The sequence below is a fragment of the Arhodomonas sp. KWT2 genome, from assembly GCF_041949875.1.
GTDB classification, from domain to species: domain Bacteria; phylum Pseudomonadota; class Gammaproteobacteria; order Nitrococcales; family Nitrococcaceae; genus Arhodomonas; species Arhodomonas aquaeolei.
The window spans coordinates 83,251-108,600 of sequence record NZ_JBHFPQ010000035.1; the positions used below are offsets into that span (position 1 = coordinate 83,251).

The 25,350-nt window shown below is 70.2% G+C and carries 16 protein-coding genes; 2 read left to right on the forward strand and 14 right to left on the reverse strand.

What is annotated here, in order from left to right:
• Positions 1-35: 35 nt before the first annotated feature.
• From ACEZHJ_RS05695 to ACEZHJ_RS05710, 4 genes are all read right to left on the reverse strand, one after another.
• Complete coding sequence (locus ACEZHJ_RS05695) at positions 36-2,321, reverse strand: NADP-dependent malic enzyme (RefSeq protein WP_018718065.1); 2,286 nt, start codon at positions 2,319-2,321, stop codon at positions 36-38.
• Between the two features lie 116 nt (positions 2,322-2,437).
• Positions 2,438-3,223 carry an alpha/beta fold hydrolase gene (locus tag ACEZHJ_RS05700; protein WP_018718066.1) on the reverse strand — a complete coding sequence of 262 codons (786 nt, stop codon included), beginning with the start codon at positions 3,221-3,223 and terminating at the stop codon, positions 2,438-2,440.
• 10 nt (positions 3,224-3,233) lie between these two features.
• The gene (locus tag ACEZHJ_RS05705; RefSeq protein WP_375036321.1) at positions 3,234-8,093 is read right to left on the reverse strand and encodes an NAD-glutamate dehydrogenase; all 4,860 of its coding nucleotides are present in this window, start codon (positions 8,091-8,093) and stop codon (positions 3,234-3,236) included.
• Between the two features lie 88 nt (positions 8,094-8,181).
• The gene (locus ACEZHJ_RS05710; RefSeq protein WP_163139293.1) at positions 8,182-9,204 is read right to left on the reverse strand and encodes a 3-oxoacyl-ACP synthase III family protein; all 1,023 of its coding nucleotides are present in this window, start codon (positions 9,202-9,204) and stop codon (positions 8,182-8,184) included.
• A gap of 116 nt (positions 9,205-9,320) precedes the next feature.
• Between ACEZHJ_RS05710 and ACEZHJ_RS05715 the strand changes: the two genes are divergently transcribed.
• The gene (locus ACEZHJ_RS05715) at positions 9,321-10,685 is read left to right on the forward strand and encodes a phosphomannomutase (RefSeq protein ID WP_163139292.1); all 1,365 of its coding nucleotides are present in this window, start codon (positions 9,321-9,323) and stop codon (positions 10,683-10,685) included.
• 17 nt (positions 10,686-10,702) lie between these two features.
• Here ACEZHJ_RS05715 and lpdA read toward each other — a convergent pair whose 3' ends face one another.
• From lpdA to ACEZHJ_RS05765, 10 genes are all read right to left on the reverse strand, one after another.
• Positions 10,703-12,496 (reverse strand): dihydrolipoyl dehydrogenase, encoded by a 1,794-nt coding sequence (lpdA, locus tag ACEZHJ_RS05720; protein WP_163139291.1) that lies wholly within the window; start codon positions 12,494-12,496, stop codon positions 10,703-10,705.
• A 77-nt stretch (positions 12,497-12,573) separates the two neighbouring features.
• Positions 12,574-14,319: a dihydrolipoyllysine-residue acetyltransferase gene (gene aceF, locus ACEZHJ_RS05725; protein WP_163139290.1), complete on the reverse strand. Its 1,746-nt coding sequence runs from the start codon at positions 14,317-14,319 to the stop codon at positions 12,574-12,576.
• Between the two features lie 75 nt (positions 14,320-14,394).
• Complete coding sequence (gene aceE, locus ACEZHJ_RS05730) at positions 14,395-17,070, reverse strand: pyruvate dehydrogenase (acetyl-transferring), homodimeric type (protein ID WP_051088213.1); 2,676 nt, start codon at positions 17,068-17,070, stop codon at positions 14,395-14,397.
• Between the two features lie 401 nt (positions 17,071-17,471).
• Positions 17,472-18,392 (reverse strand): oxygen-dependent coproporphyrinogen oxidase, encoded by a 921-nt coding sequence (hemF, locus tag ACEZHJ_RS05735; RefSeq protein ID WP_018718073.1) that lies wholly within the window; start codon positions 18,390-18,392, stop codon positions 17,472-17,474.
• An 18-nt stretch (positions 18,393-18,410) separates the two neighbouring features.
• The gene (mobA, locus tag ACEZHJ_RS05740; protein WP_018718074.1) at positions 18,411-18,998 is read right to left on the reverse strand and encodes a molybdenum cofactor guanylyltransferase MobA; all 588 of its coding nucleotides are present in this window, start codon (positions 18,996-18,998) and stop codon (positions 18,411-18,413) included.
• Positions 18,991-19,548 carry an L-threonylcarbamoyladenylate synthase gene (locus tag ACEZHJ_RS05745; RefSeq protein WP_018718075.1) on the reverse strand — a complete coding sequence of 186 codons (558 nt, stop codon included), beginning with the start codon at positions 19,546-19,548 and terminating at the stop codon, positions 18,991-18,993. The genes mobA and ACEZHJ_RS05745 overlap by 8 nt, the downstream gene beginning before the upstream one ends.
• Positions 19,549-19,555: 7 nt before the next feature.
• On the reverse strand, positions 19,556-21,889 hold the full coding sequence (locus ACEZHJ_RS05750) for a DNA topoisomerase I (RefSeq protein WP_018718076.1): 2,334 nt from the start codon (positions 21,887-21,889) through the stop codon (positions 19,556-19,558).
• Between the two features lie 117 nt (positions 21,890-22,006).
• Positions 22,007-22,483, reverse strand: a complete 477-nt coding sequence (locus ACEZHJ_RS05755) for a DUF494 family protein (protein ID WP_018718077.1) — start codon at positions 22,481-22,483, stop codon at positions 22,007-22,009.
• Between the two features lie 32 nt (positions 22,484-22,515).
• A complete protein-coding gene (gene dprA, locus ACEZHJ_RS05760) occupies positions 22,516-23,628 on the reverse strand; it encodes a DNA-processing protein DprA (RefSeq protein WP_163139289.1) in 1,113 nt (370 codons plus the stop codon).
• The gene (locus tag ACEZHJ_RS05765) at positions 23,625-24,659 is read right to left on the reverse strand and encodes a LysM peptidoglycan-binding domain-containing protein (protein WP_018718079.1); all 1,035 of its coding nucleotides are present in this window, start codon (positions 24,657-24,659) and stop codon (positions 23,625-23,627) included. The genes dprA and ACEZHJ_RS05765 overlap by 4 nt, the downstream gene beginning before the upstream one ends.
• Positions 24,660-24,787: 128 nt before the next feature.
• Between ACEZHJ_RS05765 and def the strand changes: the two genes are divergently transcribed.
• The gene (gene def, locus ACEZHJ_RS05770) at positions 24,788-25,324 is read left to right on the forward strand and encodes a peptide deformylase (RefSeq protein WP_018718080.1); all 537 of its coding nucleotides are present in this window, start codon (positions 24,788-24,790) and stop codon (positions 25,322-25,324) included.
• Positions 25,325-25,350: the final 26 nt, after the last annotated feature.

The following is a 25,350-nucleotide window of genomic DNA, read 5'->3' on the forward strand; positions in this document are numbered from 1 at the left end:
CTCGGCCGGCGGGGGCCGCGCCCCCGCCGTGGCACTCACTCCGCGGCCGCTGCCTCGGCCATGGCCGCCTCGACGCTCGCCAGCGCACTCATGTTTACCACGCCCCGGACCGTGACCGACGGGGTCAGGATATGGGCGGGCTGGTTCGAACCCAACAGGATGGGGCCGACCGAGACCGTGTCGGAGACGGTCTTGAGCAGGTTGAAGGCGATGTTGGCCGCGTCGAGGCTGGGCATGATCAGCAGGTTGGCCTGCCCGCGAAGCCGCGAGTTCGGGAAAATGCGGTTGCGGATCTGCTCGTTGATGGCCGCGTCGCCGTGCATCTCGCCCTCGACCTCGAGGGTCGGGTCACGGTCCTCGATGAGCTCAAGTGCCTCGCGCATCTTCTCCGCGTTCGGCCGCGTGGAGGTGCCGAAGCTGGAGTGCGAGAGCAGCGCCACCTTCGGGGTAATGCCGAAGCGGCGGATCTCGTCGGCGGCGAGGATGGTCATCTCCGCGATCTGGTGCGGCGTGGGGTCGTTGTTGACGTAGGTGTCGCACAGGAACAGCGTGCCCTTGGGGCTCATGATCGCGTTCATGGCCGCGAGGTTGCGCACGCCGGGCCGGCGGCCGAGGACCTGCTCGACGTAGTCGATCTGGCGTTCGTAGCGCCCCACCATGCCGCCGAGCATGGCGTCCGCCTCACCGCGCTTGACCATCAGGGCGGCGATCACGGTGTTGCGCGTGCGCACGATCTGGCGGGCGCGGTCCGGGGTGATGCCGCGGCGCTCCATCAGCGAGTGGTACAGTGTCCAGTACTCGCGGTAGCGCGGATCGTCCTCGGGGTCCACCAGCTCGAAGTCCTCGTCGATGCCGAGTCGCAGGCCGAGGCGCTTGAGCCGCATCTTCACCACCCGGCGGCGGCCGACGAGGATGGGCCGGGCGAGGCCGTCGTCCACCACCGCCTGCACGGCGCGCAGCACGCGCTCCTCCTCGCCGTCGCCGTAGACCACGCGCTTGGGGTCCTGGCGGGCGCGCTCGAAGATCGGCTTCATCACCAGCCCGGACTGGAAGACGAACTGGCTGAGCCGCAGGCGGTAGCTGGCGAAGTCCTCGATGGGCAGCGTGGCCACGCCGGAGTCCATCGCCGCCTGGGCCACCGCCGGGGCGACCTTGGTGATCAGCCGGGGGTCGAAGGGTTTGGGGATGAGGTAGTCGGCGCCGAACTTCAGCGGCTTGCCGCCGTAGGCGGCGACCACGACGTCCGAGGATTCCACCAGCGCGAGGTCGGCGATGGCCTTCACCGCGGCCTTCTTCATCTCTTCGTTGATGCCGGTGGCGCCCACGTCCAGTGCGCCGCGGAAGATGAAGGGGAAGCACAGGACGTTGTTGACCTGGTTGGGGTAGTCCGAGCGGCCGGTGGCGAGCACCGCGTCCGGGCGGACCTCCTGCGCCTCCTCGGGCAGGATCTCCGGGGTCGGGTTGGCGAGCGCCAGGATCAGCGGCCGCTCGGCCATGCGCTCGACCATCTCCGGCTTGAGCACGCCCGGTGCCGACAGGCCGAGGAAGATGTCCGCGCCCTCGATCGCCTCGCCCAGGGTGCGGGCGTCGGTCTCCGCGGCATAGACCTCCTTGCGGGGGTCCATGTACTCCTTGCGGCCCTTGTAGACGGTGCCCTTGGAGTCGTTGACGATGATGTTCTCGGGCTTGAGACCCATCGAGACCAGAAGATCGAGGCAGGCGATGGCGGAGGCGCCGGCGCCGGAGGCGACCAGCTTGACGTCCTCGAAGCGCTTCTCGACCACCCGCAGGCCGTTGTAGATCGCCGCCGCGGCGGTGATCGCGGTGCCGTGCTGGTCGTCGTGGAAGACCGGGATGTTCATGCGCTCGCGCAGCTGCTCCTCGACCTGGAAGCACTCGGGCGCCTTGATGTCCTCCAGGTTGATGCCGCCGAAGGTGGGCTCCAGCGAGGCGATGATCTCGACCAGGCGGTCCGGGTCGCGCTCGTCGACCTCGATGTCGAAGACATCGATGCCGGCGAACTTCTTGAACAGCACGCCCTTGCCCTCCATCACCGGCTTGGCAGCCAGCGGCCCGATGGCGCCCAGCCCGAGCACCGCGGTGCCGTTGGTCACCACGCCCACGAGGTTGCCGCGTGCGGTGTACTCGGCGGCCGCATCGGGGTTCTCCACGATCTCCTCGCAGGCGGCGGCCACCCCCGGCGAGTAGGCGAGGGCGAGGTCGCGCTGGTTCGCCAGCGGCTTGGTCGGCGTGACCGCGATCTTGCCCGGGACGGGGTTGCGGTGGTATTCGAGCGCGCTCTTGCGAAAGTCTTCGGACATTGTGTGGTTACCTTGATTCCCCAGTGACGTCGAGCGATGGGCGAGGCGGGCGATTATACGGCCGGGGGCCGTTCGACAACCACCTCCTCCAATTTATAGAAATATTTTCCATTTTTTCAAAGTCGATCGGCCAGGTAGCCCTCCACGGCCCCGGTAAACGCCTCCGGCGCCTCGACATGAAGCCAATGGCCTGCTTCGGGTAGCGTTTCCACTTCGTGGTTCGGGAAGTATCCGGCGATGGCCCGGCGACCGTCGTCATCCACGTACGGCGAGCGTCCGCCGTGGACGAACAGTGCCGGGCCGTCCCAGCGGCCGTCGAGCGCCGGCCAGCCGAGGATGTCGGGCAGTGCCCGGCGCAGGATCGCCAGCGGCAGCCGCCAGTCCCAGCCGCCGTCGGCGCGTTCCAGGTTGGTGAGCAGGAACTGCCGGATGGCCTGGCTGTCGATACGCGCCGCGAGCTGGCGGTCGGCGTCGCTGCGGCTGCCCACGTCCGCCAGCTCCACCGCCTGCATGGCGGCGATGATGGCGTCGTGGTCGTTGTCGGCGTAGGCCACCGGCGCGATGTCGGCGACGATCAGCCCGCGGACGAGCGCCGGGCGGGTCAGGGCCAGCGCCATCGCGACCTTGCCCCCCATGCTGTGACCGAGCACCACCGCCGGGCCCTCCGTTTCGGCCTCGAGCATGCGGGCCACGTCCGCGGCCATGGCCGGGTAGTCCATGCGCCCGCTGTGCGGCGAACGGCCGTGGTTGCGCAGGTCGGGCACGATCACCCGGTGGTCCCGGGACCAGCGCCGGGCATAGCGGCGCCAGTTGGCCCCGGAGCCGTAGAGGCCGTGGAGCAGGACCAGCGGCGCGCCCTCGCCGCTGACCTCACGGTGGAGCTCGATGATGTCGTCGTTCATGGTCCCTCGTTCATGCGGGTTCGCCGGTGACGAGCTGCTGGGCGGCACCGGCCTGGCCGAGGTTGCGCAGCTCCTGGAGCGCGACCCCGAGCATGGGCAGGTCGACCTGCGCGGCCTTGCGCAGCTCGGTGATGGTCTGGGCGAGGCGTTCGACCATGGCCTGGTTGTCCCCGATCCAGCGCTCCAGGCGTTCGGCCGCCGGGGTGTCGCTGTCGCCGCTGCGCAGCACGCGCACGGCCATGCGCCGGAGCTGGACGAAGAATTCCTCCTCCATGCCCGCGCGGTAGCGCTCCTGCCAGGGATCATCCACGCGGTGCTCGGTGATCGCCTCACGCAGCCAGCCCAGCTCCAGGCGTGTGCCGGCGGTGTAGTAGACTTCCGCGGCCTCGCGCAGGCGCGCACCGGTGTCGCTGGCGACCTTGACCAGGTCGAGCGCGGCGTAGAGTGCGTCCAGCCGGGCGACACGGCGGGCCAGTGCCTCGGGTACGCCCTCCTCGGTGTGGTGTCCGACCTCGGTCTCCAGCAGGCCGCGGTCCTCCTCGGGCAGCAGTTCGTCCAGGGTCTCGCCGAGGTGGCGCACCGCCGGCGAGATGCGGGCGACGGTCTCCTCGATGTCCAGCGGCGAGGGCAGGTTGCGCAGCAGCCACAGCGTGGCCCGTTCCTGGAGCTCGCACAGCGCCTCCAGCAGCCGGAGCTGGGTGGTCGCCGGGACGCGGTTGTCCAGGGCGTCCACCTCGTGCCAGAGCTCGCGCAGCCCGAAGATGTCCCGCGCGGCGAAGTACGCGCGGGCGGCGTCTGCCGCGTCCACGCCCGTGCGCGCACGGATGCGGAAGAGGAAGGTCGCGCCCATGCGATTGAGGATGTGGTTGGTCACCACCGTCGCGGTGATCTCGGCGCGCAGCGGGTGGCCCTCGATCCGCTCGCGGAAGCGCTCGCGCAGGGGCTGCGGGAAGTAGCGCATGAGCTCGGCGGTGAGGTAGTCGCTGGCGACCAGCTCGGAGCCGAGCAGCTCCGGGTAGGCCTCGATCTTGGCGTAGGCGAGCAGCACCGCGAGCTCCGGGCGGGTAAGTCCGCCGCCGGCCTTGCCCCGTTCCACGAGCCCCTCGTCGTCGGGCAGGTGCTCGACCGTGCGGTCCAGCCGGCCGCCGCGTTCGAGCTCGCGCATGAACCGCCCGTGCTCGTCGATCAGCTCCGCGGCGTGATGCTGGAGCAGCGACAGGCCCTGGGTCTGGCGGTAGTTGTTGGCCAGCACCAGGCGGGCGACCTCGTCGGTCATGTCCGCGAGCAGGCGGTTGCGCTGCTTGGTGGTGAGGTCGCCGTCGTCGACGGTGCGGTTGAGCAGGATCTTGATGTTGACCTCGTGGTCCGAGCAGTCCACGCCGCCGGAGTTGTCGATGGCGTCGGAGTTGACCCGCCCGCCATGCATCGCGAACTCCACCCGCGCGAGCTGGGTGAGGCCGAGGTTGCCGCCCTCGCCCACGGCCTGGCAGCGCAGCTCGTCGGCATCGACGCGCAGGGCGTCGTTGGCCTTGTCGCCGACGTCCTGGTGGGACTCGCCGGAGGCCTTGATATAGGTGCCGATGCCGCCGTTCCAGAGCAGGTCCACCGGCGCGCGCAGGATCGCCGAGATCACCTCCAGCGGGGTGAGCCGCTCGCCGCCGCTGATGCCGAGTGCCTGCCGGGCGGCCGCCGAGAGCTGGATGGACTTGGCCGAGCGGGGCCATACGCCGCCGCCGGTGGAGATCCGGCTGCGGTCGTAGTCCTCCCAGCTCGAGCGGGCCAGGCCGAACAGCCGCTGGCGCTCGGCGTAGCCCGTCTCCGGGTCCGGGTCCGGGTCGATGAAGATGTGACGGTGATCGAAGGCGGCAATCAGCCGTGTCTGTTCGGAGAGCAGCATGCCGTTGCCGAATACGTCGCCGGACATGTCGCCGATGCCCACGGCGGTGAACGGCTCGCTCTGGATGTCGCGGCCGAGCTCGCGGAAGTGGCGCTGCACGGCGACCCAGGCGCCGCGGGCGGTGATCGCCATCTTCTTGTGGTCGTAGCCGCTGGAGCCGCCGGAGGCGAAGGCGTCGCCGAGCCAGAAGCCGTATTCGTCGGAGAGCTCGTTGGCGTAGTCCGAGAACGTGGCCGTGCCCTTGTCCGCGGCGACTACCAGGTACGGGTCGTCGTCGTCGTGGCGCAGCACCTGCGGCGGCGGGCTGACCTCGCCGGCGGCGATGTTGTCGGTGACGTCGAGCAGGGCGCGAATGAAGATGCGGTAGCCGGCGAGGACCTCGTCCGCGGCGGCCTGCCGGTCCTCGGGCAGCTGCTTGCAGACGAACCCGCCCTTCGCGCCCATGGGCACGATGACGGCGTTCTTGACCATCTGTGCCTTCATCAGCCCGAGGATCTCGGTGCGGTAGTCCTCGCGGCGGTCGGACCAGCGGATGCCGCCGCGGGCGACCTTGCCGCCGCGCAGGTGCACGCCCTCGACCCGCGGCGAGTACACGAAGATCTCGTAGGCCGGCACCGGCTTGGGCACGCCGGGGATGGCCCGGGGGTCGAGCTTGAGGGAGACGAACTCCCGCCGCCGGCCCTCGCTGTCACGGCGGTAGAAATTGGTGCGCAGAGTGGCCTGCACCGCGGCGAGCATGCGGCGCAGGATGCGGTCCTCGTCGAGGCTGGTGACCTCCTCGAGCAGGCCCTCGATCTCCTCGCCCAGGGCCGCTGCCGCGGATTCGTCGGCGCTGTCCGGATCGAGGCGGGCGGCGAACAGCCGGGCAAGCCGCCGGGTGATGGTGGCGTTGTTGGCGAAGGTCTCCTCCAGGTACTGCTGGCTGAACGGCAGGCCGGCCTGGCGGAGGTAGCGCGCATAGGCGCGCAGGATCACGATCTGCTCCCAGGTCAGCCCGGCGGCGAGGACCAGGCGGTTGAAGCCGTCGTCCTCGGCGCGGCGGTGCCAGACCGCGGAGAAGGCGTCCTGGAAGTGCGTGCGGATGTTCTCCGGCTCGCGCTGGCCGGCGCTCGCGTAGCGCAGGCCGAAGTCGTGGATGTAGGCGATGCCGCCGCGCTGCAGGTGTACCTCGTAGGGGCGCTCGTCGACGACCTCCACGCCCATGTGCTCGAGCACCGGCAGGGCATCGGAGAGCACGATCGGGCGCTCGTACTGGAACAGCCGCAGGCGCAGGATCTCCGGCGGTGCCTCCAGCGGGCGGTAGAGCACGATCCCCAGGTCGTCCGGCCCGCTGATGTGCTCCAGGCGCTCGACGTCGTGGATCGCCGCGCGGGGCACGGTGTCCTCGCGGTAGGCGGCGCTGAATCCGTCGCCGTAGCGCTGCAGCAGGCGGTTGCCGCGGGCCTCGCCGAAGTACTCCAGCATCGCCTCGCTGAGGTCGTCGCGCCAGCTGTGCATGGTGTGCGCCAGGCGCCGTTCGAGGTCGTCGTGGTCGTAGCTCGGCTTGCCGGGTTTGGCCAGGCGCACGATGAAGTGGATGCGCGCGAGCACGGACTCGGAGAGCTGGACCGAGAACTCGGCGTTCTCGGCGGAGAAGGTGTCGACCAGGATCGACTGCATGCGCTCGCGCACGTCCGTGTTGTAGCGCTCCCGGGGGGCGTAGACGAGGCAGGAGACGAAGCGGCGGAAGGTGTCGTAGCGCACGAACAGCCGCACGCGCTGGCGCTCCTGCAGGTGCAGGATGCCCTTGGCGGTCTCGTAGAGCTCGTCGGTGGAGGCCTGGAAGAGCTCGTCCCGCGGATGGGTCTCGAGGATGTTGATCAGCGCCTTGCCCGCGTGGCTGTTGGGCCGGAGGTTGGCCTGCTCGAGGATCTGCTCGATCTTGCGGCGCAGCAGCGGGATGGTGCGCGGGCTGCGGTGATAGGCCGCGGAGGTGAACAGCCCGAGGAAGCGGTGCTCGCCGATCACCTCGCCGTTCGCGTCGAAGCGCTTGATGCCGATGTAGTCCATGTAGCCCGGGCGGTGGACGGTGGCGCGGCTGTTGGACTTGGTCAGCACCAGCGGTTCGGGGTCGCGGGCCAGCGCCTTAACCGAGGCGGGCAGGGCCGCGAAGCTCTCCGAGCGTTCGTCGCCGCTGTGCGCGCGCAGGATGCCCAGGCCGGAGTCGGCGACCGCGCGCAGCTCGTCGCGGCGGCCCTTGCGGGACAGCTCGTAGCGCCGGTAGCCAAGCAGGGTGAAGTGATCGTCGTGGATCCAGCGCAGGAACGCCGAGACCTCCTCCAGCCGGTCCGCGTCGATGGGCGGCGGGCGGCTTTCGAGCTCGCGCATCGCCTCCTCGAGGCGGCCCAGGATGGAGCGCCAGTCACCCACGGCAAGGCGCACGTCCTCGATCACGGAGGCGATGTCGCCGCGGATGCGTTCGAGGTCGTCCTGGTCGCTCTGGCGGTCCACCTCGAAGTGCATCCATGCCTCGGGGCCGGCGCCCTCGGCCTGCTGCACGTCGGGGATCTCGGCGACCCGGTGGTCCTCGCCGCGGCGCACCGTGAGCACCGGGTGGATGATCAGGTGGATGGTCAGCCCCAGGCGGTTCAGCGCCATGGACACCGAATCCACCAGGAACGGCATGTCCGGGGCGACGACCTCGCAGACCGTGTGGGTCGACTGCCAGCCGTTCTGCTCCGCGTCCGGATTGTAGACGCGGATATGGACCTGCTCGGGGGCGCGGACCTCGCCCAGGTTCCAGTGGCACAGCGCGGCGCCGTAGAGGTCGTCCGGGCGGCGGTCGATCACGTCCTCCGGTGCCGCCCCCTCGAAGTACTGGCGCACGAACGTCTCCACCAGCGGCGCGTCCTCGCCGCTCCAGCGCTCGCCGACGCGCCCGGCGATGGTGTCGATGACTTCTTCCCGGGCTTTTTCTTCGCTCGCCTGTCGCATCGTACCCCCTGCTTTCCACGGGAACCGCCTTTATCCGGTGGCGGCCTGCTGCCAGTGTAGCGCCGTGACGCGCCTGCGTGTCCCGCCGTCACCCCGGATTGGCGCGCAGGGCGTCGCTGCCGATCTCCAGGGCCACGGCGGCCATGTTGTAGCCCACGCCGGAGCCGAGCAGCACGACCCGGTCCCCGGCGGCGGCGCGGCCGCTGCCAAGGAGGTGGTCGAGCGCCATGGGCACGCACGCGGAGCCGGTGTAGCCGCACTCGCCCATGATCATCACCGCGCGCTCGGGTGTCAGCCCCAGCGCCGCACACGCGTGCTCGATGGTGCAGCGGTTGATCTGGGTGAAGATCACGTGGTCGATGTCCGCCACCGCCAGGCCGCAGCGGGCGACCAGGCGCCGCACGAGGCGCGGCCAGCCGGTCTCGTTGACCTCCGGCGGGTAGCGGTGCTTGACCCGGACGCGGTGTCGCCCGGCGGCAACGGCCGCCGCGGAGGCGGGCTCGACGGTGCCCCCGGCGTCGATGCCCCAGTAGTCGGCGTAGCGCCCGTCCGCCTCGAAGGCCGCCCCGAGCACGCCGGGCCGGTCGCCGGCGGTGACCACCGCCGCGCCGGCGCCGTCGCCGTAGAAGAATCCCATGGGGTCGTCGTCGGCGGTATGCCGGCTCATGAGATAGGCCCCCACCACCAGTACCGTGTCCACGCCGGTGTTGGTCGCGATCAGCCCCTGCGCGGTGGCGAGCGCGGTGGGGAAGGAGGCGCACGCACAGCCGATGTCGAAGGTGCCGGCCTGGTGGGCGCCGAGCTTGGCCTGGAGCACGGTGCTGGTCGCCGGTGTGGGGAAGTCCGGGGTGTCCGTGCCCACGAGGATCATGTCGACGTCCGTCGGGGCCAGGTCCGCGCGTGCCAGCGCCTGCCGCGCGGCGGCGGCGGCGAGGTCGGAGGTGGCCTCGCCGGGGGCGGCGCGGTAGCGCGCGTGGATGCCCGATCCCGACTCGAAGCGGGCGAGGCGCCCGGCGTGCGCCTCGCCCAGGCGCTCGAGCAGGTCGGCGTTGCTCACACGCTCGGTGGGGAGGTGACGGCCGGTGGCGACAATCCGCGCGAAACGGCTCACCGGCGCGCCTCCCGGCCAGTCGATGCCGGTCCTGTCGTGGTCCGCGTTGCAGCCGGGGCGCCGCCGCCGGGTAAACTGCCCGCCTCAACTCCGCCCTTCAGCCGAGCGAGGACGTCATGAGCGAACTGCTGGGATGCTTCAAGGCCTACGATATCCGCGGCCGGGTGCCGGACGACCTGGATGCCGGGCTCGCGCGGCGCATCGGGCGCGCCTACGCCGAGGCGCTCAGCCCCGGCCGGGTCGCGCTCGGGCGCGACATCCGGCTGTCCAGCCCGGAGATCGCCGCGGCGGTCGCGGACGGCCTTCGCGACGGCGGCGTGTACGTCCTCGATATCGGCGTCGTCGGTACGGAGGAGGTCTACTTCGCCACCTTCCACTACGGCCTCGACGGCGGGATCATGGTCACCGCGAGCCACAACCCGCGGGACCACAACGGCATGAAGCTGGTGCGCGAGGGCGCGCGGCCGATCAGCGGCGACAGCGGCCTCGGCGACATCGAGCGCCTCGCCGCCGGCCCCGAGCTCGCGGTGCGCCCGCGACGCGGCACCCTGGAGGCCTTCGATCACCGGCCGGACTACGTCGAGCACCTGCTCGGCAGCATCGACACGGCGACGCTGGCGCCACTGACGGTGGTGGTCAATGCCGGCAACGGCGGCGCCGGGGCGGTGGTGGATGCCCTCGCGCCGCGCCTGCCGTTCGGGTTCGTGCGCGTCCACCACGAGCCGGATGGACACTTCCCCAACGGGGTGCCCAATCCGCTGGTCGAGGCGAGCCGCGCGGTCACCGCCGCCGCGGTGACGGACAGCGGCGCCGACCTGGGGGTGGCCTGGGACGGCGACTTCGACCGCTGCTTCTTCTTCGACGAGCAGGGCCGGTTCATCGAGGGCTACTACATCGTCGGCCTGCTCGCCGAGCTGTTCCTGCGCCGCAGCCCGGGGGAGCGGATCATCCACGACCCGCGCCTGACCTGGAACACCATCGACCTGTGCCGGACCTTCGGCGGCGAGGCGGTGCAGTGCAAGACCGGGCATGCCTTCATCAAGGAGCGTATGCGCGCCGAGGATGCCATCTACGGCGGCGAGATGAGCGCCCATCACTACTTCCGTGACTTCGCCTACTGCGACAGCGGCATGCTGCCCTGGCTGCTGGTCGCCGAGCTCATTGGCCGCACCGGCAAGCCGCTCTCGCAGCTGGTCGACGAGCGCATCGCGCGCTTTCCGGCGAGCGGCGAGATCAACCGTGAGATCGCCGACCCGGCGGCGGCGATCGCGGCGGTGGAGGCGGAGTACGGGGCGGAGGCCGTCGCCGTCGACCACACCGACGGGGTGAGCATCGAGTTCGCCGACTGGCGGTTCAACCTGCGCATGTCCAACACCGAGCCGGTGGTGCGGCTGAACGTGGAGACGCGCGGGGACCGGGCGCTGATGCGCGCGAAGACCGACGAGCTCATCGCCCGCCTGGACGCCTTCGCGCACGGGTGACGCCCGGCCCGCCGGGGTCATTTCTTCTTCTTCGGCATGTACAGGTCCGTGAGCGTGCCAGCGGCCGCCTCGGCGGCCATCGCCACGGTCTCCGAGAGCGTCGGGTGCGGGTGCACCGTCAGCCCGATGTCGTGGCAGTCCGCGCCCATCTCGATGGCGAGGCAGACCTCGGAGATGAGGTCGCCGGCGTTGGGGCCGACGATGGAGCCGCCGATGATGCGCTCGCTCTTCGCGTCGAAGATCAGCTTGGTGACGCCGTCGCTGGCGTCCAGGCTCAGAGCGCGGCCGTTGGCGGCCCACGGGAACTGCGCCTTCTCGATCTCCAGGCCCTCGGCCTTGGCCTGCTCCTCGGTCACGCCGACCCAGGCCACCTCCGGGTTGGTGTAGGCCACGGACGGGATCACCCGGGCGTCGAAGGCACTCTTCTCGCCGGCGCAGCACTCCGCCGCGACCTTGCCTTCGTGGGTGGCCTTGTGGGCGAGCATGGGCTGGCCGACGATGTCGCCGATGGCGTAGATGTGGGCGACGCTGGTCTGCTGGTGCTCGTTGACGGGGATGCAGCCGCGCTCGTCGAGGCCGACGCCTGCAGCCTCCAGGTTGAGCCGGTCGCTGTTGGGGCGGCGCCCCACGGAGACCAGCACCCGGTCGAAGCGGTCGCTCTCCGGTGCCTTCTCGCCCTCGAAGTGCACGGTCACGCCGTCGTCGTCCGGTTCGATGGCGGTGACCTTGCTCTCCAGGAAGATGTTCTCGTAGCTCTTGTCGATGCGCTTGCGGTAGACCTTGACGATGTCCGGATCGCCGCCGGCCATGATGCGGTCGAGCATCTCGACCACGGTCACCTTCGAGCCCAGGGCGTGATAGACGCTGCCCATCTCCAGACCGATGATGCCGCCGCCGACCACCAGTAGCCGCTCCGGCACGTCCTCGAGCTTGAGGGCGTCGGTGGAGTCCATGATCCGGGGGTGGTCCAGGTCGAAGCCCGGCGGCGCCACCGGCCGCGAGCCGGCGGCGATGATGCAGTTGCGGAAGCGGATCCGGCGCTCGCCGTCGTCGCCGCGCACGGTCAGCTCGTGGCTGCCGGCGAACTCGGCGGCGCCGTGGACCACCTCGACCTTGCGCTGCTTGGCCATGCCCTTGAGGCCGCCGGTGAGCTTGCCGACGACGCTGTCCTTCCACTCGCCGAGCTTCGCGGTGTCGATCTCGGGCTCGCCGAAGGTGATGCCGTGTTCGGCGAAGTGGCGGGTCTCCTCGAGCAGGGCGCCGGCGTGGAGCAGGGCCTTGGAGGGGATGCAGCCGACGTTGAGGCACACGCCGCCGAGGCTGAGATAGCGCTCGATCAGTACCGTCTTCAGGCCCAGGTCCGCGGCGCGGAAGGCCGCGGTGTAGCCGCCGGGGCCGGCGCCGACGACGACCACGTCGCAGTCGGCGTCCGCCGGGGCATCGCCCGCGGAGGCGGGCTGCGGCGCGGGCGGGGCCGCCTGCCCGGCGTCCCCGGCGGACGCGGTCTCACCGCTGCCCCCGGCGCTGTCGGTACCGCCCCCGTCGCCGGTTTCCGCCTCTCCGGCATCCCCCGACGGCTCGGCGAGCAGGATGACGTCCCCCTCGGCGACCTTGTCGCCCACGCCGATGCGGAGCTCGCTGATCCGGCCCGCGAACGGTGCCGGGACCTCCATGGTGGCCTTGTCGGACTCCAGGGTGATGAGCGAGTCCTCGGCCTCGACGGTATCGCCGGGCTTGACCAGGACCTCGATGACGTCGACCGCGTCGAAGTCGCCGATGTCCGGGACCTTCACTTCCTTTGCGTCTGCCATGGCGTGTCTTTCCTCCTGGCGGGGGCGCGCCTGCAAGCGCGCCCGCGGAATTCCCCGTGCCCGTCGCCGGGCGGGTGTTACAGCACCAGTCGCCGCAGGTCGGCGAGCAGCTGCGCGAGGTAACTGGTGAACCGCGCGGCGGCGGCGCCGTCGATCACCCGGTGATCGTAGGACAGCGACAGCGGCAGCATCAGCCGCGGGGCGAACTCGCTGCCGTTCCACACCGGCTTGGTGCTCGACTTGGACACGCCGAGGATCGCCACCTCGGGGGCGTTGACGATGGGCGTGAAGGCCGTGCCGCCGATCCCGCCGAGGCTGGAGATGCTGAAGGTGCCACCCTGCATGTCGCCCGCGCCGAGCTTGCCGTCCCGGGCCTTGGTCGAGAGCTCGGCGAGGTCGCCGGCGATCTCGTAGATGCCCTTGCGGTCGGCGTCCTTGACCACCGGTACCACCAGCCCGTTGGGCGTGTCCACGGCGACGCCGACGTTGATGTAGTGCTTGACGATGAGGGCGTCGCCGGAGGGCTTGAGCGAGCTGTTGAACTCCGGGAAGCGCTGCAGCGCGGCCGCCGAGGCCTTCACCAGGAAGGCCAGCGGCGTGAGCTTGACGCCGCGCTCCTCGGCGGCGGCCTTCTCGGCCTTGCGGAAGGCCTCCATCTCGGTGATGTCCGCCTCGTCGAACTGGGTGACGTGGGGCACGTTGAGCCAGCTGCGGTGCAGGTGCGGGCCGCTCTTCTGCTTGATCCGCGACAGCGGCCGCTCCTCGACCTCGCCGAACTTCGAGAAGTCCACCTCCGGGATGGGCGGGATGCCCATGCCACCCTGGGCCGGGGCCTGGGCCGACGGCGCGGCGGCCCCGGTGCCGGCGCCCTGCAGCGCGCGTTTGACGAAGCCGCGGACGTCGTCGTGGGTGATCCGGCCCTTGCGTCCGCTGCCCTGCACCGTGCCGAGGTCGACGCCCAGCTCGCGGGCGAAGCGCCGCACCGACGGGCTCGCGTGGGCGAGGCGCTGGCGCTCGGGCTCGATCGGCCGCTCGATGGGCTCGTGATCGGCCTCCAGCGAGCGTCCGGCGCTGGGGCCTGGGAGGACTTCGCTTTCGCCCTCATCGGATTCCTCGGGCCCCCCGGTCTCTGGTTCCGAGCCGGTCGCCTGTGCGGCGGTCTCCGGCTCGTCACCCGCGGGTTTGGATTCCGCCCTGTCCGCGGCCTTCGCCGGCGCGCCGCCCTCCAGGGTGACGATGGCGGTGCCCTCGGAGACCTTGTCGCCGGCGGCGACGAGGACCTCGGCGATCCGCCCGCCCCGCGGCGCCGGGACCTCCATGGTGGCCTTGTCGGACTCCAGGGTGATGAGCGAGTCCTCGGCCTCGACGGTATCGCCGGGCTTGACCAGGACCTCGATGACGTCGACCTCGTCGAAGTCACCGATGTCCGGCACGGTGACGGTCTCGGTGCCGCCGTCACTACCGGCGCTGCTGCCGCCGGCGTCCTCACTGCCGGAGGCGGCGGGTGCGGAGTCGGTGCCCCCTTCCGGGGCCGCCGTGGTATCCGTCGTCCCGGTGTCGTCGCCGGAGCCGCCGGCGGCCTCCGCCACCTCCAGGGTGATGACGGCAGTGCCCTCGGCGACCTTGTCGCCGGCGGAGACCAGGACCTCCGCGACCCGGCCGGCCTCGGGGCAGGGCACCTCCATGGTGGCCTTGTCGGACTCCAGGGTGATCAGCGAGTCTTCCGCCTCGACGGTGTCGCCGGGTTTGACCAGGACCTCGATGACGTCGACCTCGTCGAAGTCACCGATGTCGGGGACCTTGATTTCCTTCGTGTCAGCCACGGGTGTTCCTCCAGATCGGCTGCGGGCGCGCGGACGGCCCCGGCGGCCGCGGCCGCCGGGGGAATCGGCACGGGGTCAGACCGTGACCGGGTTGGGCGCGTCCGGGTCGATGTCGTAGTGCGCGATGGCCTGCTGCACGGTATCGGCGTTCAGCCGGCCCTCGTCGGCGAGGGCCTTGAGCGCGGCCACCGTGACGTAGTAGCGATCGACCTCGAAGAAGTGGCGCAGCCGCTCGCGGGTGTCCGAGCGGCCGAAGCCGTCGGTGCCGAGTACGGTGTAGCGCCGGTCGACGTAGGGCCGGATCTGGTCGGCGAAGGCGCGCAAGTAGTCGGTGGCGGCGACCGCCGGGCCGTCATGCCCCTCGAGCTGCCGTGCCACCCAGCTCTGACGCGGGGTCTCGCCCGGGTGGAGCATGTTCCAGCGCTCGCAGTCGATGCCGTCGCGGCGCAGCTCCGTGAACGACGGGCAGCTCCAGACGTCCGCGGCCACGCCCCAGTCGTCGCGCAGCATGTCCGCCGCGGCGATGACCTCCCGCAGGATCGGCCCGGAGCCCATGAGCTGGACCCGGTTGTCCGCGTCCCCGCCACGCTGGAAGAGATACATGCCCCGCCGGATGCCTTCCTCGGCGCCCTCGGGCATCGCCGGCTGGTGGTAGTTCTCGTTGAGCATGGTGATGTAGTAGAAGACCTTCTCCTGGTCCCGGTACATCCGCCGCAGCCCGTCCTGGATGATCACCGCCATCTCGTAGGCGAACGTGGGGTCGTAGGAGATGCAGTTCGGGATTACCGAGGTCAGCAGGTGGCTGTGGCCGTCCTCGTGCTGCAGGCCCTCACCGTTGAGCGTGGTCCGTCCGGCGGTGCCGCCCATGAGGAAGCCCTTCGCCTGCATGTCGCCGGCCGCCCACCAGAGGTCGCCGGTGCGCTGGTAGCCGAACATGGAGTAGTAGGCGAAGAACGGGATCATCTCGATGCCGTTGTTGGCGTACGAGGTGGCCGCGGCGATCCACGAGGACATGGCGCCGGCCTCGTTGATCCCCTCCTGGAGGATCTGGCCCTTCTTGTCCTCGCGGTAGTACATCAGCTGGTCGGCATCCTGGGGCTCGTAGAGCTGGCCCTTGGGCGAGTAGATGCCGAGCTGGCGGAACAGCCCCTCCATGCCGAAGGTCCGGGCCTCGTCGGGGACGATGGGCACCAGGTGCCGTGCCAAGGTCTTGTTGCGGCCGATGACCGCCAGTGCCCGCACGAACGCCATGGTGGTGGACATCTCGCGATCGCCGCTGTCCTTGAGCAGCACCTCGAAGGCGTCCAGATCCGGGATGGTCAGCGCCGGGGCGTCCTCGTGGCGCTCGGGCAGATAACCGCCCAGGGCCTGGCGGCGCTCGTGGAGGTAGCGCATCTCCGGGCTGTCGTCCGCGGGCTTGTAGAATGGCGCCTCGGCGACCTTGTCGTCCGGCACCGGGATCTGGAAGCGGTCGCGGAAGGCCTTCAGGGCGTCCTCGGCCATCTTCTTCTGCTGGTGGGTGATGTTCTGGCCCTCGCCGGCCTCGCCCATGCCGTAGCCCTTGACCGTCTTGGCGAGGATGACGGTCGGCTCGCCCTTGTGCTTGGTGGCGGCGGCGTAGGCGGCGTAGATCTTGTGCGGGTCGTGGCCGCCGCGGTTGAGCCGCCAGACGTCCTCGTCGGTCATGTTGGCGACCATCTCCTTGAGCTCGGGATACTTCCCGAAGAAGTGCTCACGGGTGTAGGCGCCGCCCTTGGCCTTGAAGTTCTGGTACTCGCCGTCGACGCATTCCTCCATGCGCCGGCGCAGCAGCCCCTTGGTGTCGCGGGCGAGCAGCGGGTCCCAGTAGGAGCCCCAGATCACCTTGAGCACGTTCCAGCCCGCGCCGCGGAACTCGCCCTCGAGCTCCTGGATGATCTTGCCGTTGCCGCGCACCGGGCCGTCCAGGCGCTGGAGGTTGCAATTGACCACGAAGATGAGGTTGTCGAGCCCCTCGCGGGCCGCCACGCCGATGGCGCCGAGCGATTCCGGCTCGTCCATCTCGCCGTCACCGCAGAAGACCCAGACCTTGCGGTCCTCGGTGTTGGCGATGCCGCGGTTGTGGAGATACTTGAGGAAACGTGCCTGGTAGACGCCCATGATCGGGCCGAGGCCCATGGACACGGTGGGCAGCTGCCAGAAGTCGGGCATCAGCCACGGGTGCGGATAGGACGACAGCCCGCCCTCCGAGAGATCGGAGCGGAACTTGTGCAGCCGGTCCTCGCTGAGCCGCCCCTCGAGGTAGGCACGGGCATAGATGCCCGGCGCGGAGTGGCCCTGGATGAAGATCAGGTCACCGCCGTGGTCCTTGGAGGGGGCGCGCCAGAAGTGGTTGAAGCCGACCTCGTAGAGCGTGGCCGAGGAGGCGTAGCTGGCGATGTGGCCGCCGATGCCCTCGCGGTCCTTGTTGGCCTGCACGACCATCGCCATGGCGTTCCAGCGCAGCAGCGAGCGGATGCGCCACTCCAGGGCGGCGTCGCCCGGGGACTTCTCCTCGTGCTGCGGTGGAATCGTGTTCTGGTAGGCGGTGGTCGCCTTGAACGGGAGCTGACCGCCCCGGCGGCGGGTCTTGTCCACGAGGGCCTCGAGCAGGAAGTGGGCGCGATCGGTGCCCTCGTACTCGAGCACCGCCTCGAGCGCCTCCATCCACTCCTGGGTCTCCTGGGGATCGTCATCGCCGGGGATGGGCGTGTGTTGCCTGAGTGCAGCCATTGTCTCACCTCTGGTATCGCCGCGTGCGGCCGCGTTCCGTGGCACGTTTATCATTGTGCGGCAGCGGTCGTCGCGGGATCGCCGCGCGCCGCGATGGCTTTCGCCCCCCGGTCTGCGGGGGCCTTTGCTGACGTCGAGTATAGACACTGGGTCGCGGCTGCGGACCGGCCGCAATGTTGCGCTGCGGAAATCGATTCCGGAGCCGTACGACGTGTGCGCGTCCAAAGCTACCGTAACGGCGAGGGCGGTGTCGTCAGTTTATTAATTCTTTTATGTCACAAATCATGTGACGTCAGCGCCAGCCATCCTACGGGCACTCATGAAAAACAATGGGTTACAGGTTGACGTCGGGTTAACAGGCGTTATGCTGCGCCGCAGCGGAAAAAGTCCGCCCTTTGCCGCTACCCCTCTGTCAGCCAGTCCCGGGGCTGGAGCCAGTAGTCGGTGAGGGCCGCCTCCGGCGTGCCCGGGGTCGGACGATAGCCGTACTGCCAGCGCGCCAGCGGCGGCAGGGACATGAGGATGGATTCGGTGCGCCCGCCGGACTGGATGCCGAACTGGGTGCCGCGGTCGAAGAGCAGGTTGAACTCCACGTAGCGCCCGCGCCGGTAGAGCTGGAAGCGGCGCTGGGCCTCGTCCCAGGGGGTGTGGCGGCGGCGCTCGACGATGGGAAGGTAGGCCTCGAGGTAGGCCTCGCCCACCGAGCGGGTGAGGCCGAAGGCGTGCTCGAAGCCGCCCTCGTCGAAGTCGTCGAAGAACAGCCCGCCGACGCCGCGCTGCTCGCCGCGGTGGGGCAGGTGGAAGTAGTCGTCGCACCAGCGCCGCAGGCGCGGATACAGCCCGGTGTCGAAGGGCTCGCAGGCCGCGCGGGCCGTGCGGTGCCAGTGCAGCACGTCCTCGCGGACCGGGTAGTAGGGGGTCAGGTCGAAGCCGCCGCCGAACCACCACACCGGCTCGGCCTCGGGGTGTTCGGCGACGAAGAAGCGCACGTTGGCGTGGGAGGTGGGCACGTGGGGGTTCTCCGGATGCACCACCAGGGACACGCCCATGGCCTGGAAGCTCCGCCCGGCGAGCTCCGGGCGCCGCGCCGAGGCGCTCGCGGGCAGTTCGCCGCCGCGCACGTGGGAGAAGTTCACCCCGGCCTGCTCGAAGACCGCACCCCCGGCCAGTACCCGGGAGCGTCCGCCGCCGCCGTCGGGGCGCTGCCAGCTGTCCTCGTGAAACCCGGCGGCGCCGTCGGCCGCGGCCAGGGCGTCGCAGATCCGCTCCTGCAGCGACTCCAGCCAGTGACGGACGTCGTCGGGGCGCGGCTGCTCGGTCATGGTCCCTTCCGTGCGTGGCTATCGGGTCTGTGGCGGCGGGTCGCCGAGGAAGCGTGCGAGCTCCGCCGCGGTGTTGATATTGGAGAACGCCTCGCGCTGATCGGAGAAGTCCACCGTGACCGCCCCGGCCCGTTCCAGCCAGGCGTGTAGGGCGCGGGTGCCCTCCTCTATGGCCGTCTCCAGCTCCGGGGCGATGCCGGTGGCGAGCAGCGAGAACGTCGGCTGCATCCGCCGGCCGTCGTGGGCCACCGTTGCGGGGGCGCCCGGTTCGCGCAGCCGCCGTACCAGGTCCAGGGGCAGAGCCGGGGCGTCGCAGGGCACGAACAGGGCGTGTCCCGGGGCCGCCGCGGCCAGCCCGGCCTGTACGCCGGCCAGGGGCCCGGCGAAGTCCGGCAGACGGTCGCTGACGACAGTGTCCGCGTAGCGGGCGTACTCGCCGGTGTTGCGGTTGGCGACGATCACCAGCGCGTCCGCCTGGCCGGTCAGGCGGGCGGCGACGTGGGCGATCATGGGGCGGCCGTCGAGATCGATGAGGCCCTTGTCGGCGCCGCCCATGCGCTGTCCGCGCCCGCCCGCGAGGATGACCGCCGTGATCCGTTCAGCCATGGCGTACGACCCCGCCGTCGGGCCAGCGGAGCATGGTCGTGGGCCGCGCCCGGCCGCCCGTGGGGCCGCCGAGTACGAGGTCGACGTCGCCGTCGAAGTAGGTGCGCACCCGCAGCGCGTTCCGCGCCGGACCGGCGCCCCCGGGGTTGGCGCTGGTGGAGACCAGCGGTCCGCCGAAGGCCCGGCACAGCGCGGCCGCATCGGCGTGGTCGGTGATGCGGACCGCGATCCGCGGCCGTCCCCCGGTGATCCAGGGCGCTGCCTCGCCGGTGGCGGGCAGGATCCAGGTCACCGGTCCCGGCCAGGTGGCGTTCACCTGTGGATCCCCCAGGGCCTCGGGGGTCACCCAGTCGCGGAGCTGGCCGGTGTCGGCGGCGATGAGGATCAGCCCCTTCTCGACGGGGCGGTCCTTGAGCTCGAGCAGCCGGGCCACGGCGGGCGCCTGCCATGGGTCGCAGCCGAGGCCGTAGACCGCCTCGGTGGGATAGGCGATCACGCCGCCCCCGTCGAGCACGGCCGCCGCGAGGCGGTGACGGAAGCGTACGTCCATGCCGGCCTCAGCGCCCCTTGCGCTTGTTGCCGGCGGCGGCCCGGCGCCGGCCGCCCTTCTTTTCCGGGGCGTTGGCGATGAGTTCGCGGCATTCTTCCAGGGTGAGGGCCTCCGGCTCGCGCTCCTTGGGTACCTTGGCGTTCTTGCGTCCGTCGGTGACGTAGGGCCCGAACCGTCCGCGCAGCACGCGGATGCCGTCGTCCGTGAACTCCTGAATGGTCCGCCGCGCCTCGTTCTCCTTCTTCTCGGCGACCAGCTCCAGGGCGCGCTCGCGGGTGACGGTGTAGGGGTCGTCGTCCTTCTTCAGCGAGGCGAACTTGTCGCCGAAACGCACGTACGGTCCGAACCGTCCGATATTCACCTGCAGCGACTCGCCCTCCGGGGTCTCGCCGAGGTCCCGGGGCAGCTGGAAAAGCGCCAGCGCCTCGTCCAGGGTGATGGTGTCGATGCTCTGGCCCTGGCGCAGGCTGGCGAAGCGGGGCTTCTCCTCGTCTTCCCGGGTCCCGATCTGCGCGAACGGTCCGTAGCGCCCGAGCCGTACCTGTACCGGGCGGCCGCTCTTGGGGTCGGTGCCGAGCTCGCGGGCCTGCATGACCTCTGCGCGGGAGACGTTGGCCTTGTCCTCGACGCGTTCGTGGAAGGGGGTCCAGAACTCGTGGAGCACCGGCACCCAGTCGCGCTCGCCGCGGGAGATGGCGTCGAGGTCATCCTCCAGCCGTGCGGTGAAGTCGTAGTCCACGTAGCGGTCGAAGTGCTCGGTGAGGAACTTCGCCACCACCCGGCCGGTGTCCGTGGGATGGAAGCGACGGTTGTCCATCTCCACGTAGCCGCGCTGCTGGAGCGTCGAGATGATCGAGGCGTAGGTCGACGGCCGGCCGATGCCGCGCTCCTCGAGTGCGCGCACCAGCGAGGCCTCGCTGAAGCGCGGCGGCGGCTCGGTGAAGTGCTGCTCCGGGCGAATGGCCTTGAGCGTGACCCAGTCGCCCTCGGCGAGGGGCGGGAGGATGCGCTCCTTGTTGTCGGCCGGCGCCTTGGGGTCGTCCGTGTCCTCCATGTAGACGGTCATGAAGCCCGGATCGCGGATGGTCGAGCCAGTGGCGCGGAACACGCCCACGTCGCCGGCGGCGAGGTCCACGGAGACGGTGTCGATGGTCGCATGGATCATCTGGCAGGCCACGGACCGCTTCCAGATGAGGTCGTAGAGCTTGTACTGGTCCTCGGAGAGGTGGCCCTTGAGGTCCTCCGGGCTCCGTTGTGCATCGGTGGGCCGGATGCCCTCGTGCGCCTCCTGGGCGTTCTTGGCCCGGGTGCGGTACTGGTTCGGTGACTTAGGCAGCATCTTCTCGCCGTAGCGCTCGGCGATCACGCCGCGGAGATTGCCGATGGCCTCCTGAGAGAGATTCACCGAGTCCGTCCGCATGTAGGTGATCAGGCCGATGGCGCCGCTGCCGGTGTCCACGCCCTCGTAGAGCTGCTGGGCGACGCGCATGGTGCGCTGGGCGGAGAAGCGCAGTTTGCGCGAGGCCTCCTGCTGCAGCGTCGAGGTGATGAAGGGCGCGGCCGGGTTGCGCCGGCGCTGTTTCTTCTCGACGCTGCTGACGTGCAGCCGGCCGTCCGCCGCGGCCTCCAGGCGCTTCGTGGCGTCGGTGGCCTGGCCTTCGTTGGTGAGGGTGAACTGCTCGACCTTCTCGCCGTCGAGGCGCGCGAGCTTGCCGGTGAACGCCTGGCCCTCGTGGTCGAGGTCGGACTCGACGCTCCAGTACTCCTGGGGCTCGAATGCCTCGATTTCCTGCTCGCGCTCGACGATCATGCGCAGCGCCGGACTCTGCACCCGGCCCGCGGACAGGCCCGGTGTGATCTTGCGCCAGAGCAGCGGCGAGAGGTTGAAGCCGACCAGGTAGTCCAGCGCCCGGCGTGCCTGCTGTGCGTTCACCAGGTCTTCCGACAGGCCCCGCGGATGCTCGATGGCCTCCTGTATGGCCGGCTTGGTGACCTCGTAGAACACCACCCGCTGCACGGGCTTGTCGTCGACGACGCCTTTCTCCCGGAGCAGCTCGTAGAGGTGCCAGGAGATCGCCTCGCCCTCGCGGTCGGGGTCGGTGGCGAGATAGATGGCCTCGGCCTTGCGGCTTGCCTTGGCGATGGCGTCGACGTGCTTGGCGTTGCGCTCGATGGTCTGGTAGCGCATCGCGAAGTCGTGCTTCGGATCCACCGCCCCCTCCTTGGGGACGAGGTCGCGGACATGGCCGTAGGAGGCCAGGACCTCGAAGTCCTTGCCCAGGTACTTGTTGATGGTGCGCGCCTTCGCCGGCGACTCGACGATGACCAGTTTTTTGCCCATAAGAAGAATGTTCGGTCTCCGGAGCGCCCGGCGACGTCCGAGATGGAGTTGGTCGGGACGGACCCGCGATCTACCGGGAAACTAACGTGGCGGCTCGGCGTGTCAACCTCAAGCCGATCAGTGAACGAGCTGGTTGGGTCCGTCGAAGACCAGGTTTTCCATGCTCGCGAATGCCTCTTCCTGTCCCGGCTGGCTGAACAGCACCATGAGCACGACCCACTTTACCGTGTCCAGGTCGATGTCCTCGTCGCCGAGGGCCATCAACCGGTCGATGACGAGTTCGCGGCTGTGCGCGGTGAGGATGCCCACCTGCTCCAGGTAGAGCATGAAGCCGCGCATCTCCGTGTCGAGGCGCTCCTGCTCGCTGGCGGTGAACACGCGCACGCAACGCTGGGTGCTCGTGCTGACGGCGGGGAGTTCGCGGCTGTGTGCCAGTGCGTCCAGCCACTCGAAGGCCTTGCGGATCTCCGTACGGCTGAAGCCGATATCGAAGAGCTCGGATTCGAGTGAGTCCCTGTCCGGCTGAGGTTCTTCCTCGTTATAGAAATAGTTCTCGAACAGGTACATGAGCAGGTCGAAGACGTTCTCTTTCATCCGCGCGCCCAGAGAGACCAGGGGAAGGGTGCTCAGTGGGAGCGAGCGTAGCGCCCGCCGGAGCAGGCAGTTACATGCCCCTTGAGCTCGAGTATCAGCAGCATGGAGGAAAGCGTATCGGCCGTCAATCCAGTGCGCCCGGCCAGCACGTCGAAGGCCACGGGGTCGTGTCCGAGGGCCTCCAGCACCTGCTCGTAGTCCTCGCCGAGCCCCGCCTGGGGCGCGCCGGCGCCGGTATCGGCGGGGATGTCGCCGTCCCCGGGGAGGGCGACCGGGGGCAGCTCGTCGAACACGTCCCGGGCCGATTCCACCAGCTTCGCGCCCTGGCGGATCAGCGCGTGACAGCCGCGGGCCATGGGGTTGTGGATGGAGCCCGGGATGGCGAACACCTCGCGGCCCTGCTCCAGGGCGTGCTGGGCGGTGAGCAGCGAGCCGCTGTGCACCCCGGCCTCGACCACCAGCACGCCCATGGCGAGCCCGCTGATCAGGCGGTTGCGGCGGGGAAACTGCTCACGGCGCACGCCGGTCCCCGTGGGCAGCTCGGTGACGATGGCGCCGCCGCCGGCGATCCGCCGGGCGAGGTCGCGGTGTCGTGCGGGGTAGACCCGGTCCGGGCCGGTGGCCGTGACCGCTACCGTCGTGCCGCCGCCGGCGAGGGCGCCGGCGTGGGCGGCACCGTCGATGCCCAGGGCGAGACCGCTGGTGATGGTCAGCCCGCTTCCGGCGAGGTAGCGCGCGAACTCGTGGGCGTTGTCCTCGCCGCCGCGGCTCGGCTTGCGGCTGCCCACCACCGCGAGCTGGGGGCGGGCGAGCACGGCGGGGTCGCCGTTGACGAACAGCAGCGGCGGCGGATCGGCGATGGCGTGCAGGCCGTCGGGGTAGCGGGGGTCGCTGCGGGTGATCAGGTGGTGGTCCGGGCCTGCCAGCCAGTCCAGGTCCGCGGTCACGCCGGTGTCGTCGGCGCCGGGCGTGCCGTCACGCAGGGCCGGGTTCAGGCCGGCGGCCCGGACCGTGGCGGCGTCCGCGTCCAGGAAGGCCTCCGGCGTCGCGAACGCCTCGAGTATGGCGGTGAACGTGGCGGTGCCGACCCCGGGGGTGCGCAGCAGCCGCAGCCAGGCCGTCCGCGGCTCGCGCGGCGGGCTCATCGTTCGGGGGTGCGCACCGTGTCGCCGACGGCCATGGCGCGGTTCGCCTCCATGACGAGACCGAGGCTCATGCGCTCGAAGACCTGGAAGACGATCAGCACGCCCTCGCGCTCCGCCGGCAGGGTGACCACCTCGTCGTCCTTGCTGTAAGGGTCTTCCACGCTGCGCGGTTTCTCGAGCACGGTGAGCACGTGGCCGGTCTTCATGCCCTCACGCCTGCCGAGATTGAGTGCGACCACATCGTACTGGCCGATCTGGTTGACGCCGTCCATGACCGCCATGATCACGCCGTCGACGTCCTGGGACGGGGCGGCCGGCACGAGCTGGCTGTCGAAGGGCTCGTCGCTCGCCTCCAGCAGACGATCGCCGGCGAGGATCTCGCGGGTGCTGTCGGTGAGCACCAGCGTCGCCGGGTCGCCGTGCTCGCGCACCCGTGCGCTGCCCGCATACTGGGCGAGGACGCCGAGGACCTCGCCGCTGGCGGGGTCGCGGAAGGTCTGCTCCTTGCGCACCACGTCCCAGCTGTTGGCGTCGCTGCCGTCGAGTCCGCGGACGTAGATGGGGTCGCCGGTGGCGCTCATCACGCGCTCGTCGCCGCCGGCCACGACGTAAGGGGCGTCGCTCAGCGTGCCGGCCTCGACAACGCGGTCACCGCTGAGGAAGGGCCGGATCGCCTCCATGGGGATGCCCGGGATGGCGTCGTCGAGCTGCTCGACGCGGACCTCGGGGGAGAGCTTGATGGTGCCGCCGCCGCGCTCGACGCTGAGCTGCGGCTCCCCGTTGACGAGGGTCAGGCGCACCACGTCGCCCGGGTAGATCAGGTGGGGGTTTTCGATGTCCGGGTTCTCGTGCCAGATCTCCGGCCAGTACCACGGCTCGGTAAGGAAACGCCCGGAGATGTCCCAGAGGGTGTCGCCCGGCTGCACCGTATACGTGGTGGGATGATCGGCCCTGATGCGGGGGTCCTGCGCCGAAACCACGGTGCTCAGCAGAAGGGCGCCGAGCGCCCACGCGAGAGTCTTCTTAAGCATGGACAATCCCTGTGTCGGCGCCGCTTTCGAGCTGGCCGCCAGTGCCCCGGATCCGTTATGATCGTTCATTTGAGGATATCGTAACATTAGCAGCGTTGCTGCGCGCCCCGCAACGGATTCCCAACGCCATGGCCAAGCTCGACATTCTGCACTATCCCGATCCCCGTCTGCGCACGGTGGCGAGCCCCGTCGAGGCCGTCGACGAGCGCGTCGTCCGGCTCATCGACGACATGTTCGAGACGATGTACGCCGCCCCCGGTATCGGCCTGGCGGCGACCCAGGTGGATGTCCACGAGCGGATCATCGTCATGGATGTCTCCGAGGATCGCAGCCGCCCGCTGGCGTTCGTCAATCCACGGATCACCACCCGCGACGGCGAGACGGTCAGCGACGAGGGCTGCCTGTCGGTGCCGGAGTACTTCGAGGCGGTGCGCCGTGCTGAGCACGTCACCGTGGAGGCGACCGGGCGCGACGGTGAGCCCTTCACCCTCGAGGCCGAGGGGTTGCTCGCGGTGTGCATCCAGCACGAGATGGATCACCTCGAGGGCCGGCTGTTCGTCGACTACCTCTCCGATCTCAAGCGCAAGCGCCTGCGTCGTCGCCTGGAGAAGCAGGCGCGGCAGCGCGGCGAGCCCGCGGGACAGGCGGCACGCGAGGCCGGCTGAGCGCGCCGGCCCGTCCCGCCCGGACC